This window comes from Acidobacteriota bacterium (assembly GCA_020853395.1).
GTDB lineage: Bacteria > Acidobacteriota > Vicinamibacteria > Vicinamibacterales > SCN-69-37 > JADYYY01.
The window spans coordinates 19,658-33,055 of record JADYYY010000007.1 but is presented as its reverse complement, the minus strand read 5'-3'; the positions used below and the strand labels follow the sequence as shown (position 1 = coordinate 33,055).

Here is a 13,398-nt window from a genome sequence, read left to right as displayed (position 1 = left end):
GTCGCGCGGCCCAGGCCGGTCCTGCCGGCGCACCTTCAGCGGCCGAAGAGCGCGCCGAGGCGGGAGAAGAAGCCCGCGATCCCGTGCTCGCCGTGCAGCTCGCAGCTCTTGGTGGGCGCGGTGCCGGCAAGGAAGGCTTCCTGGATGACCTTGGGACATGCGGGGGTGGCGAGCTGGCCGGTGCTGGCGTCGACCGAGACGAACTCGACCCCCGGCGGGACGTCGAACGCCGGCCCCTCGCGGCCGGCGAGGGCCCGTTTCATGAACGCGGTCCAGATCGGCAGCGCGGCCTGCGCGCCGCCGAGGCCGATCGGTTGGTTGTTGTCGAACCCCACCCAGACCGCCGTGAGCAGCTCCGGCGTGAAGCCGATGAACCACGCATCGCGCAGATCGTTGGTCGTGCCGGTCTTGCCCGCCGCGTCGGCCGTGAAGCCGGCGCTGCGCGCGCCAGCGCCCGTGCCCTCGTTGAGGACGCTGCGCATCATGTTCACGACGAGGTAGGTCGTGTCCGGCCGCGCGACCTCGCGCGCCGCCGCCGGCGGAATCCGCCGAGTGCTGCCGTTCTCGAGGATCCGGCTCACGGCGCGGAGCGGCCGCACCTGTCCGCCGTTCGTGAAGAGCGTGTAGGCCTCGGCCATCTCGAGCGGCGTGGCCTCGAACACGCCGAGCGCAATCGACGGATAGGGCTTCGCGTCGCCGCCGACCTTCGTCCGGTTCCAGAGGTTCGCCACCTGATCGTAGCCGGCGGCCTCGGCGACCTTGATCGCCACGATGTTCCGCGAGTGCGCGAGCGCATGCCGCAGCGTGGTCGGCCCGTCGTACTCGCCCTGGAAGTTGCCGGGCGTGTACTCGTTGTCGCCGTCCTTGAACGTCGTCGGCTCGTCCACCACGACGGTTGCAGGCGTCACGTCGCTGCGCCCCTCCGCCGCGGCATGTTCGAATGCCGCGAGGTAGACGAACGGCTTGAAGATCGAGCCCGGCTGGCGGCGCGCCGCGACGACGCGGTTGTACTGCGACTCGGTGTAGGACCGGCCGCCGACGAAGGCGAGGATCTCGCCGGTGCGCGGGTCGACGGCCACGAGAGCGGCTTGCGCCTTGCCTTGCCGCTTGCGGCCGGCGAGCATCTTGTCCACCTGCGTCAGGCCGGCGCCGACGGCTTCCTGCGCGATGCGCTGCAACTGCAGGTCGAGCGTCGTGTACACGTCCACCGCGGCGTCCTTCTTGAGCAGCCCGGCGTACTTCTCGTCGACGAGCTTGCTCACGTAGTCCACGAAGTAGGGCGCTTCGTTCTCGAAGCCGCGGTTCCAGACGACGAGCGGCTCCTTGCGCGCCCGCTCGACTTCCGCCTCGGTCGCCACGCCGAACTCCTGCATCTGCTGGAGCACGACGTTGCGCCGCTCGCGGGCGCGATCGGGGTTGCGCGACGGCGACAGCCGGCTCGGCGACTGGATGATCCCGGCGATGGTCGCCGCCTCGGCCAGCGTGACGTTCCGGATGTCCTTCGCGAAGAAGACGCGGGCGGCCTCGGACACGCCGCGAATCTCGAACGGCCCACGCTGGCCGAGGACGACGTCGTTGAGGTACAGCTCGAGAATCTGGTCCTTGGTGAAGCGCGACTCGAGGACGAGCGCCATGAACTGCTCTTGCAGCTTCCGGCGGTACGTCTTGGCGGGCGTGAGCAGCGTGTTCTTGATGACCTGCTGCGTGATCGTGCTGCCGCCGACCAGATACGGCCGGTTGCCCCGAAGGTTCGTCCACACCGCGCCGAGCGCGCCGATCGGATCGACGCCCGGATGGTCGTAGAACCGGTGATCCTCGATCGCCAGCACGGCGTCGATCATGTGGCGCGGGATGCTGGCGAGCGGCACGTAGCGCCGGCGCTCACCTGGCGCGAGGGCCGCGATGAGCGGCGCGTCCAGCGTCACGCGATCGACCGCCCGCCCGCCGACGATCGACAGACGCGACAGGACCGGCGACGTCGCCCGCCCGAAGTCCGCACGCAGCAGCCGGGAGCTCGTCGTCTCGGGCGCGAGCGGAGCGATGACGACGGACGCCGCCGCGACCTCGAACTCGCCCGGCGCGGCGGCCTTGGCGCGCTGCGCGTAGCCGAGGTCGTTCAGCCGCTGGACGAGCTGGGCCTGCGACAGGCTCTGCCCAGGACTGAGCTCGAGCGGCCGCCCGAAGATGCGCGGGACGGGCCGTTGCTCGCCGGCGAGCCTGGCGTCGATCTGGTGGCCGTACGAGTACCAGAGATAGCCAAGCACGGAGACGGCGACGAGGCCGACCGCGCCAATCCCGACGAGCGCCCATTTCACCCGAGGCTGGAAGGGCGGCGTGAGGAGCAGGCGCACGCGCGCGCGAGCGGACGGCGTCCTCCGTCGGGTCGCGGCGCGGCGGGGAGAAGGCGAGGGCACGACAGGCCAGTGTAAGGCAAGAGCCCCGCCTTGACAGCCGGGGTGACGCCGCATACCGTTCGCCGGGGATTCCCGTGCCGTTTTCGCCGGATTACGTCCGCCTGGTCCTGAACGAGAACTTCGAGGACGCCAAGGCGCTGTTCATCCGCCCGCTCCTTGCCATTCACTACGCCCATCTGATCATGCTGCACGAGCAGGGGCTGGTCTCGACGGGTGACGCGAGGGCGATCCGTGGCGCGCTCGACGCGATCGATGCCGACGCGCTGGGGCGCGCCGCGTACGACGGCACCTGCGAGGACCTCTTCTTCTACGTCAATCGCCTGATCGTCGGTGGCGCCGGCGAGGCGGCCGGCGGCCGGCTCCACACGGCGCGCAGCCGCAACGACGTCGACATGACGCTCTACCGCATGCGATTGCGCGAGTGGCTGCTCGATCTGGCCGATGCCGCGATCGCGCTGCGCAAGGCGTTGCTGACGCTCGCCCAGCCGCACGTGGCGACCGTGATGCCGGCTCACACTCACACGCAACCGGCGCAAGCGACCACCCTCGCGCACTACCTCTTGGCGGTGGTGGAGCAGCTCGAGCGTGATGGCCGGCGCCTGACCGCGGCCTACGACACCGTCAATCGGAACCCGCTCGGCGCCTGCGCGATCACGGGCACGGGGTTTCCGATCGATCGGCATCGCACGAGCGAGCTGCTCGGGTTCGCCGGCCCGACCGGCAACACCTACGGCAGCATCGCGAGCATCGACTACGTGATCGAGAGCACGGCGGCCGCATCCGTGCTGCTCGTCGGGCTCGGCCGGTTCGTGCAGGACCTGCTGCTCTGGTCCACGGCCGAGTTCGGCTACCTCCGGCTGCCGGACGAGTTCGTGCAGATCAGCAGCATCATGCCGCAGAAGCGGAATCCCGTGGCCTTCGAGCACGCGCGCGCGTTGTCGTCGAAGGCGCTCGGCCAGCTCGCGGCCGTCGCACAGGTCGTTCACAACACGCCGTTCGGCGACATCGTGGACACCGAAGACGATCTGCAGCCGCTCGTGGCCGGCGCATTTCGGGATGCGCTCCGGGCCGTCGAGCTCGTGGCGGTGACGACGCCTCGCGTCACCGTCGACGTCGGGATGCTGCGCGAGCGCGCCGGTCAGGGATGGATCACGGTCACGGAGCTGGCCGACGCGCTCGTGCGCGACCACGGCCTGCCGTTCGGCGACGCGCACCGGATCGTGAGCCGCTACGTCCAGGCGGTCCGCGACGCCGGCGCCACGCCCGACGCGAGGCTACTCGCGCACATCGCGCGCGAGCTGGGGCACGCGATCGCCATCAGCGACGCCGAGCTCACCGAGATCCTGAGTCCCGTCCGATTCGTCGGCGTGCGGAGGACGCTCGGCGGCCCGGCGCCCGACGTCGTGACGACGGCGCTCGCGGCGAGCCGGGATCTGGCCGAACGCGACGAGGCCGTGGTGCGCGGCTCGCGCCAGGCGCTCGCCGAGGCCGAGCGGCAGCGCCGTGACGCCGCGGCGACGCTGTGATCGCTACAAGACGATGAGGTGATGCCGGCTCGTGTCGGCGGGCACGACGTCGACCAGCCGGTCGGCGAACCTGAGCCCGTAGCGGTTCGCGAAGAACGCCACGTTGAGCACGCGCTCCTGCGGGTGGCCGCCGGGGAAGAGCAGCGCGCGCGTCCGCGTGAACTGCCGCCGGAGCGTGTCGTCCTTCCGCTTGCTCGCCTGCACGATCTTCGTCTGCAGGTGGCGGAGCGTGTCCCTGATCTTCTCGAGCGTCGTGTCCGCCGCGCCCGTCAGCGTGGGGTCCACCGCAGGCACGATCGCTCTGAGCGCTCCGACGCGTTCGTCGAGCTGCTGCTCGGTTTCGGCGAAGATGCGCTCGATCTCCGGCGGCAACTGCCGTTCGAGCAGGCGGTTGAGGGCCAGGTCGTCCTGCACCTGGAAGGCCTCGAACGGCACGTCGTAGCGGTCGAGGAACTTGGCCGCCGCCGAGTCGAGCAGCGTGGCCGTGGCGCGGGAATGTAGAAGAGGAGCTTCGATGCCGAACGTCCGGTACACGTCGCCGAGCTGCGCTTGGTAGGCCAGCTCGGCCGGGCCTGCGACGTAACAGATGGTCGGAAACAGCCGGTCCTGCACGAGCGGGCGCAGGATGACGTTCGGGCTGAAACGCTCGGGGTGCGCCTTCGCTTCCGCGGCGAGCTCGTCGGCGGACCGCGCAAGCCCGTCGCCCACGAAGTACTGGCCGTCGCGGCGGCGAATCGCCGCGCGGCCGTCGGCGCCGAGGTAGAAGAGGTTCACACCGTCGGGCGCGGGCTCCACCTGCGGCTCGTGTCCGAGCGCGCGCAGGCGATCGCCCGCGGCACGGACGAGCTCCGACGTCCGGCCCGGTGCCGACAGCTCGGACGCGAAGAGGTCCGCGACCGCCGGTTTCGCCAACGGATCGGCGGACTCGTACACGACCAGGCCGTGATGGCCGAGCAGGTCGTCCAGCAAGCCTGCGAACGCCGTCGATACGCTGACGCCCGCGCGATAGCGCCGGCCGAGGATCGCGACGACGTCGGCCGTGAACTCCGATGGTGGCAGGGCTTCGGTCAGCGCGTCGATCGTGCTTTGGATGCGATGGTCGAGGCGAAGGGCGGCCACCGGCTGCGATCCGGCGCCGGTGAGGCTCTCGAGCGAGACGGAGGCCGGGTTCAGCTCGCGATCGAGGAGCGCGGCGCTCCGGATCTCGTCCCAGTCGTGGTCTTCGGCGTCGACCCAGAAGACCGGCACCGTCGGCACGCCATGCTCCTGCTGGATCCTGCGGGCGAGCTGGATGGCGGTGACGGCCTTGAGCACCGTGTAGAGCGGTCCGCCGAACAGCCCCGCCTGCTGGCCGGTGACGATGGCGACCGACTGCGGCGAGGCGAGGACGTCCACCTGCGCTCTCGCCGCTCGCGGCGCGTCACGGTGGCCGAGCTGGCGCGAGAGGACGTCGGCCATGAGGGCACGATGGCGTGCCGCGGGCGCGACGCGCGCGATCCTGTCGCGCCAGGCGGCGGGCTGCGCAGGATCGCCGGCGAACAACGGCGCGACGCGTTCGAACTCGGTCGCGTAGACGCTGACGAGGGGCCGCACCCACGGAAAGCGCCGGAGATCGATCGAAGCGCGAATCGCGTTCGCTGTGGCTGCCGCGTCTGATCCCGAGGACATCACGCCAGAATCTACTACAGCCACCATCGGCTCCACCCGCCACACGCGACCGCGGCGCCGGCCGCCGGCTCGAACCGGCATGTTAGGATGTGCCTGGTCCTGAGTGGTTCCAGGAGGCTTCGCGCTGCCCATAGAAGAATCGTCCAGCCCCAGCACGCCGACCACCTTCGGCATCTACCGCGTGCTGCACCAGTCGGGCAGCGGCGTTCTTGGACCAGTCTTTCGCGCTTTCGATCTTCGCCACGACCGCGTCGTCGCGGTCAAAGCCTTCGAGCTCTCGCCGGTGGCCGACCGGATCACCAGCGTCGCCGACGCGTTGCGCCGGCTGTCGGCGGGCGTTGCGCCCGATTCGGCCGTCGTGCTGCCGTTCGACGCGGGCATCGAAGGCACGACGCCGTTCATCGTGATGGCACACCAGCCGGGTGACACGCTCGACGTCGTCATCCGCCTCCTGGCGCCCGCGCCGCCCGAGCACGTCCTGCCGATCCTCGCGCGGCTGGCCGACGCGCTGGATGCGGCGGCCGCGGCGGGTCTCGAGCACGGCGCGTTGCACCCGCGCGACGTCTTCGTCACCGACGGCCAGGTCGCCGTGGTCGGGTTCGGCGTCGTGCGCGCGTTGGAGGCCGCCGGCGTCGAGACGCCGATGCGCCGTCCCTACAGCGCGCCCGAACGCGCAACCGGCGCGTGGGATCGGCGTGCCGATCTCTACTCGTTCGGCGTCATCGCTCATGAGTTCCTGACGGGCCGCCGGCCGCTCGGTCCAGGCGAGCAGGATGGCGAGTTCGCCGCCGATCTCGCGCCCGAGCGCCGGGTCAGGCTGCGGCGCGCGCTGGCGGACGTGCTCGCCGGCTCGCCGGCGGACCGGTATCCGACGGCGCGCGCGTTCGTCGCGGCGCTCGAGCATGCCGGTCTCGGCTCGGCAGCCCGGCTCTCGACGATCGCAGACGCGCCAGCCGACGCCTCCGGCGACTTCTGGGCCGCCCATCACGATCGCCCGGACGAGGCGCCGGGCGAGCCCGTCGAGACGAGACCGTCGTCCGAGCCCGCGCCGCGCGGTGCGGTGGAGGAGGCGTTGCCGGACTGGATCATCCCGCCAGTGGCGGCGCCGACAGCCACGCCGAGACGGACGCGCCGATGGTCGAGCGTGGCTGGTCTCGCGGCCTTCGGGCTGCTCGGTGCGCTGGGCGGTCATCTCGCCGTCCGCGCGCTACGACCGCTTCCCGCAGTACGGTCCGGAGCGTCGAGCGTGGCCGCCGTGCCGGCGCCGGACGCTGGCGTGGATCAGACCGATGTCGTTGTCGCCGACGCGTCCGGGTCCCCGATTGCGCCGGCGGGCGATGTGCAGGTCGTCTCGGCGGCGTCGGCCGGCCGCTTGTGGATCCGATCGGTGCCGTCCGGTGCGCTCGTGACGATCGACGGCCGCCGATCGGGCCAGACGCCGGCGCTCGTCAGCGCGGGCTTCGGTACGCATCTCGTCCAGGTGGCGCGGTCCGGCTACACACCGCGCGTGGCGCAGGTGACGCTCGGGGCCGAGACGCCGGAACAGGAGCTGTCGTTCTCGCTGCGCCCGGGCGTTCCGGCAGCGTCGACGACGGTCGGCGGCCTCGACATCGGATCGCGGCCACGCGGCGCGCGTGTGCTGGTGGACGGCCGGTTCCTCGGTCGCGCGCCGCTCCGCGTCCCCCAGCTCAAGCCGGGCACCTACACCGTTACACTCGAACTGGCAGGCTATCAGCCGTACACGGGTCAGGCGAGCGTCAGCGCCGGGACGCTGACCTCGCTCAGGCCGATGCTCCGTTCGACTTCCCGCTAGGAGATCACAGGGTTCGTGGACGCCATTCTCGCGCTCGAAAACGGCACGCACTACCGCGGCCGCGCTGCCGGCGCCTCCGGCGAGACCGGGGGCGAGGTCGTGTTCAACACGAGCATGACCGGCTATCAGGAAGTGCTCACCGATCCGTCCTATGCCGGCCAGATCGTCGCGATGACGTCGGTCGAGATCGGCAACTACGGCATCACGCAGGAGGACGAGGAGTCGCGCGGCATCCAGGTGGCGGGATTCATCGTGCGATCGGAATCGCCCGTGGCGAGCAACTGGCGATCCGAGCACACGCTGCGCGAGTACCTCACGCGCAACGGCGTGGTGGCGATCTCGGACATCGACACGCGGGCGCTCACGCGGCTGCTGCGCTCGTCGGGCGTGATGCGCGGCGTCATCGCGACCGGCCGGCGCGACGTGGACGAGCTGGTCGAGCGTGCCCGTGCGCTGCCGAAGATGGAGGGCGCCGACCTGGTCCAAGGCGTGAGCTGCGTCGAGCCGTTCGACTACGTGCCGCCGGAGGAAGGCGAGTTCACCGTCGTCCCGAGCCGCCGGGGCAAGCGGCGGCTGCGCGTGGCGGCCTACGACCTCGGGATGAAATGGAACATCCTGCGCCGGTTCGCGGCGCACGGCTGCGATGTGCGCGTGTTTCCGGCCGCCGCGCCGCTGAGCGATCTGCTCGCGTGGGGGCCGGACGGGATCTTCTTCAGCAACGGTCCGGGAGATCCGTCGGTGCTCGATTACGCGATTGCCAACGCGCGCGAAGCCGTGGACCGGTCGGTGCCGACGTTCGGCATCTGCCTCGGCCACCAGATCCTCGGGCTGGCCATGGGCGCACGCACGTTCAAGCTGAAGTTCGGGCATCGCGGCGGCAATCACCCGGTGAAGGAGCTGCGCACCGGCCAGGTGGAGATCACGTCGCAGAACCATGGCTTCGCCGTCGACCCGGCCTCGCTCCCGCACGACGTCGAGGTCACGCACCTCAACCTGTACGACGGCACGATCGAGGGCCTGCGGCACACGTCGCGGCCCGTGTTCTGCGTGCAGTACCATCCGGAAGCGGCGCCCGGGCCGCACGACGCCGACTACCTGTTCGCCGAGTTCATCGACGTGATGGAGAAGCGGGCCTAACCGCTCCGATCGACCTTGCCTAAACGTACCGACTTGAAACGCATCCTGGTGATCGGGTCCGGCCCGATCGTCATCGGGCAGGCTTGCGAGTTCGACTACTCCGGGACGCAGGCGTGCAAAGCGCTGCGCGCCGAGGGGCTGGAGGTCGTGCTCATCAACAGCAATCCGGCGACGATCATGACCGACCCGGAGACGGCCGACCGGACCTACGTCGAGCCGCTGACGGTCGAAGTCGCCGAGAAGATCATCGCCAGGGAACGGCCCGACGCGATCCTGCCCACCGTGGGCGGCCAGACCGCGCTGAACCTCGCGATCGACCTGGCCGAGCGCGGGGTCCTCGAGCGGTACGGCGTCAGGCTCATCGGGGCCTCGATCGACGCCATCCGCGTGGCCGAGGACCGGCTGCAGTTCAAGGAGGCCATGCGCTCGATTGGCGTCGAGGTGCCGGACAGCGCGTACGCGAAGACGCTCGAGCAGGCGATGGACGCCGCCGACCGCATGGGGTTCCCGCTGATCATCCGGCCGTCGTTCACGCTCGGCGGCGTGGGCGGCGGCATCGCCTACAACATCGAGGAGTTCCGCGAGATCTGCCAGCGCGGCCTCTCGATGAGCCCGGTCCACGAGATCCTCGTCGAGGAGTCGGTGATCGGCTGGAAGGAATTCGAGCTCGAGGTCATGCGTGACGGCGCGGACAACTTCGTCGTCATCTGCTCGATCGAGAACATCGATCCGATGGGCGTGCACACCGGCGACAGCATCACGGTGGCGCCGGCGCTGACGCTGACCGACAAGGAGTACCAGCGGATGCGCGACGCCGCCCGGCGGATCATCCGGCGGGTCGGCGTCGAGACCGGCGGGTCGAACATCCAGTTCGCGGTCAACCCCGCCGACGGCCGGATGGTCGCGATCGAGATGAACCCGCGCGTGTCGCGGTCGTCGGCGCTCGCGTCGAAGGCCACCGGCTTTCCGATCGCGAAGATCGCCGCGAAGCTGGCGCTCGGCTACCGGCTCGACGAGATCAAGAACGACATCACCCGCACGACGCCCGCGTCCTTCGAGCCGACGATCGACTACGTCGTGGTCAAGGTGCCGCGCTGGGCGTTCGAGAAGTTCCCGCAGGCGGATCGCACGCTCACGACGCAGATGAAGTCGGTCGGCGAAGCCATGGCGGTGGGCCGGACGTTCAAGGAGGCGTTCCTGAAGGCGTTCCGGTCGCTCGAGCACGGCCGCAAGGCCGGCACGCTCTTCGACCAGGAAGAGGCGGCGGGCGAGGACGCCGCCGCGCTGCAGCAGGCGCTCGCGATCCCCACCGATCGCCGCATGTGGGCGGTGTTTCGCGCGCTCGACCGCGGCTGGAGCGTGGAGGAGGTCCATCGCATCACCCGCATCGACCCCTGGTTCCTCACCCAGTTCCAGCAGATCGTCGAGCTCGCGCGCGAGGCGCGGGCCGTGGGGCTCCGCGATCTCTCGGACGTGCTCTTGCGCGAGCTCAAGCGCGCCGGGTTCGCCGACGCGGACCTCAGCCGGCTGATCGGGATCGACGAGGACAGCCTCCGCGCGCGGCGCCAGGAGAGCGGGCTCGTGGCCGCCTACAAGCGCATCGACACGTGCGCGGCGGAGTTCGAGTCCTACACGCCGTACATGTACGGCACGTTCGAGGACCAGTGCGAGGCGAACCCGAGCACCCGCGCCAAGGTCGTGATTCTCGGCAGCGGGCCGAACCGGATCGGCCAGGGCATCGAGTTCGACTACTGCTGCTGCCATGCGGCGTTCGCGATGCGCGACCGCGGCTACGAGACGGTCATGATCAACTGCAATCCCGAGACCGTCTCGACCGACTACGACACCGTCGATCGGCTGTACTTCGAGCCGCTCACGTTCGAGGACGTGATGGCGGTGATCGAGAAGGAGAAGACCGGCAGCGCCGACGTGGCCTGCGTCGTCCAGTACGGCGGCCAGACGCCGCTCAAGCTCTCGCTCCGCCTCCAGGCCGCCGGCGTCCGCATCCTCGGCACGTCGCCGGACTCGATCGATCTCGCGGAGGATCGCGAGCGCTTCGCCAAGCTGCTGTGGGACCTCGGGATTCCGCAGGCGGCGAGCGGCACGGCGACCTCCGCCGACGAAGCGCGCGACGTCGCGCTCCGCATCGGCTTCCCGCTCGTCGTCCGCCCGTCGTACGTGCTCGGCGGCCGGGCGATGGCGATCGTGTACGACCTGGCGGCGCTGGATCGCTACATGCGCCACGCCGTGCAGGCCTCGCCGGAGCACCCGGTCCTCATCGACAAGTTCCTCGAGGACGCGACGGAGATCGACGTGGATGCGCTCGCCGACGCGGCCGGCGGCGTGATCATCGGCGGCATCATGGAGCACATCGAGCAGGCCGGCATCCACTCCGGCGACAGCTCGTGTGTCGTGCCGCCGTTCAAGCTCGCGCCCGCGCACGTCGCCACCATCCGCGACTACACGCGTCGCATCGCCCGCGCGCTGAACGTCATCGGACTGATGAACGCCCAGTTCGCGGTGAAAGACGACGTCGTCTACGTGCTGGAGGTGAACCCGCGGGCATCGCGCACCGTGCCGTATCTCTCGAAGGCGACCGGCGTGCCGCTGGCGAAGGTGGCGGCCAACCTCATGATCGGCCAGACGCTCGCCGAGCAGGGCTTCACCGAGGATCTCGAGGTGAAGGGATCCTTCGTCAAGACGCCCGTGTTCCCCTTCGTGCGGTTCCCAGGCGTCGACACGCTGCTCGGGCCCGAGATGAAGTCGACCGGCGAGGTCATGGGCGGCGCCGAAACCTTCGGGTCCGCGTTCGCGAAGGCGCAACTCGGCGCCGGCCAGCGTCTGCCCCAGAGCGGCACGGCCTTCATCAGCGTCAACAACAGCGACAAGCCGGCCGTCGTCCCCATCGCGCGCGAGCTGGCGGCGCTCGGGTTCTCGCTCGTCGCGACGCGCGGTACGGCCGCCTTCCTGCGGGCGCATGGGCTCGACGTCGGGATCGTCTTCAAGATCAACGAGGGGCGCCCCCACGTCGGGGACGAGCTGCTGAACCGCCGCATCTCGCTCGTGATCAACACGCCGCTCGGCCGCGAGTCGTTCTTCGACGACCGCACCGTCCGCAGCGTGGCGATGCTCCAGGGCGTGCCCGCCATCACCACGCTCACCGGCGCCGCCGCCGCCGTCAGCGCCATCCGCGCGCTCCGCGACGAGGGCTTCACCGTGAAGTCGCTGCAGGAATATCACGCGGAGATGGCCAGGAGCTGATTGGGCACTGCGCGGCGGGGGGCCGCGCTCAGCGCCTTCCTGGATCTGCGCCGGCCCTTCCCACTCGGTGCACGATCTGAGATCGTGCGAGGCGACGACATCGCGACTCGTGCGATGCTGCGTTCGGCGCCACTCGTCGAATCCATCGGGTTGCCGGATGTCTCAAGCGATGCCCAAGCAACGAATTCTCAGATTCTCGAATGCCATCGACGAATCGTTCGTCCGCAGCCCAGGCCCCGGCGGGCAGAACGTCAACAAGGTCGCGACCGCGGTCGAGCTGCGCTTCCGCGTGGGAGCGGCCGATCTGCCAGAGGCGGTGAAGGCGCGGCTGCGCACGCTGGCGGGGTCGCGGCTGACTGCCGACGATGAGGTGCGGATCGAGGCGCATGAGCATCGGACGCAGGCGAAGAATCGGGAGGCGGCGCGCGAGCGGCTCATGGCGCTGATCGAGCGGGCGTCGCGCGCCCCGAAACGGCGCCGCGCGACGAAGCCCTCCGCGGCCTCGCGCGAACGGCGCATCGAGAAGAAGCGCGAGCGCGCTGGAGTGAAACGCACGCGCGTGAAGATCAAAGCCGAGGACTGAGACTGCGTTCGAACTCCCGCGGCTGGAATGGTGCCGGATGGAGGTGCCCTTTGGCGCGCAGGCAACGCGCGTGATCACGCGCGTCGAGCCGAGCACCACGTGGGGCGGTCCGGCGACAGGACCCGCGCTCGTCGAGCTTGGAAACGCAGTGTGCGCGCGGCTGTCGTTGGGGGACGCCGGGAGTGCGATCGCGGACCGTACGTGAGAAGCGGCGGGAGAACGTCCCGCCGCCCCGTAAGCGTAAGCCTGAGCCGTGAGCCTAGTTGAACGCGAACTTGCCGAGCAGCTCGAAGGTGAATGTCTTCGTGTCGGCCACGTCGCCTGCGCTGCTGATGCTGCGTAGGCCCCAATTGCCGCGCGCCTCGATGCCGATGCGGAAGACCTCGACGCCCGCGCCGCCGATGATGCCGATGTCGGCGCCGCGGAACTGATCGTCTTCGACGTCCACGCCGAAGAGCTTCTGGTTCATGATGAGCGTGAAGCTCGGCCCGACCACCACGTAGCCACCGATGCTGTTGCGGCTCCGCGACCCGAAGTTCACGTGGAAGACCGCCGGAATCTGGAACGCCGTCGTCTCGAGCCCCTCGTCGTCGCCGCGCTTGAGGTAGATGAACTCACCGGTGAACCCCACGCGGCCGTTGCGGTTGCCGCCGACCCACAGGCCAACCCCCCATCCGCTCTTGCTGTCCAGATCGAAGTTCTCGCCCACGTCATCCGTGTTGAACGACGTGCGAGTGATCATGCCGAGGACACCGATCGAAATGCCCTGGTCCTCCGCGCTCGGCCCGAGCTGGGGCTGCTGCGCCCGGAAGTTGGCGCGCAGCTTCGGCGTGAACGCGGCGGCCGCTGGAGCCACCGCGCGCGTGGCGTCGAAATCGACGCGCGTCGTTTCATCCGCCGACTGGGCGAGCGCAGACGTGGCACCGCCGATGAGAAGGGCTGCCACCGCCACACTTCCACCCAGGAAATTCCTGACACTCGAACGCATAGCTTCTC

8 protein-coding genes are annotated in these 13,398 nt (G+C 70.0%); 5 read left to right on the top strand and 3 right to left on the bottom strand.

Annotated features, from left to right (window positions below; all coding sequences use genetic code 11):
- Nucleotides 1–35: 35 nt before the first annotated feature.
- Entirely contained in the window at nucleotides 36–2,351 is a 2,316-nt protein-coding gene (locus tag IT184_05885; GenBank protein ID MCC7008326.1) for a PBP1A family penicillin-binding protein, read from the bottom strand.
- A 137-nt stretch (nucleotides 2,352–2,488) separates the two neighbouring features.
- On the opposite strand from IT184_05885, the gene argH reads away from it, so the two are divergent.
- Nucleotides 2,489–3,940, top strand: a complete 1,452-nt coding sequence (gene argH, locus IT184_05880) for an argininosuccinate lyase (GenBank protein ID MCC7008325.1) — start codon at nucleotides 2,489–2,491, stop codon at nucleotides 3,938–3,940.
- Between the two features lie 3 nt (nucleotides 3,941–3,943).
- On the opposite strand, the gene bshC is transcribed toward argH, so the two are convergent.
- Complete coding sequence (bshC, locus tag IT184_05875) at nucleotides 3,944–5,608, bottom strand: bacillithiol biosynthesis cysteine-adding enzyme BshC (protein ID MCC7008324.1); 1,665 nt, start codon at nucleotides 5,606–5,608, stop codon at nucleotides 3,944–3,946.
- A gap of 103 nt (nucleotides 5,609–5,711) precedes the next feature.
- Between bshC and IT184_05870 the strand changes: the two genes are divergently transcribed.
- From IT184_05870 to arfB, 4 genes are all read left to right on the top strand, one after another.
- Nucleotides 5,712–7,421, top strand: a complete 1,710-nt coding sequence (locus IT184_05870; protein MCC7008323.1) for a PEGA domain-containing protein — start codon at nucleotides 5,712–5,714, stop codon at nucleotides 7,419–7,421.
- Nucleotides 7,422–7,436: 15 nt separating this feature from the next.
- Nucleotides 7,437–8,558, top strand: coding sequence for a glutamine-hydrolyzing carbamoyl-phosphate synthase small subunit (carA, locus tag IT184_05865; GenBank protein ID MCC7008322.1), 1,122 nt, complete (start codon nucleotides 7,437–7,439; stop codon nucleotides 8,556–8,558).
- A gap of 15 nt (nucleotides 8,559–8,573) precedes the next feature.
- Nucleotides 8,574–11,819, top strand: a complete 3,246-nt coding sequence (carB, locus tag IT184_05860; GenBank protein MCC7008321.1) for a carbamoyl-phosphate synthase large subunit — start codon at nucleotides 8,574–8,576, stop codon at nucleotides 11,817–11,819.
- A 169-nt stretch (nucleotides 11,820–11,988) separates the two neighbouring features.
- Nucleotides 11,989–12,402, top strand: a complete 414-nt coding sequence (arfB, locus tag IT184_05855; protein ID MCC7008320.1) for an aminoacyl-tRNA hydrolase — start codon at nucleotides 11,989–11,991, stop codon at nucleotides 12,400–12,402.
- A gap of 259 nt (nucleotides 12,403–12,661) precedes the next feature.
- Here arfB and IT184_05850 read toward each other — a convergent pair whose 3' ends face one another.
- Nucleotides 12,662–13,348 carry a PorT family protein gene (locus IT184_05850; GenBank protein ID MCC7008319.1) on the bottom strand — a complete coding sequence of 229 codons (687 nt, stop codon included), beginning with the start codon at nucleotides 13,346–13,348 and terminating at the stop codon, nucleotides 12,662–12,664.
- Between the last annotated feature and the right edge of the window lie 50 nt (nucleotides 13,349–13,398).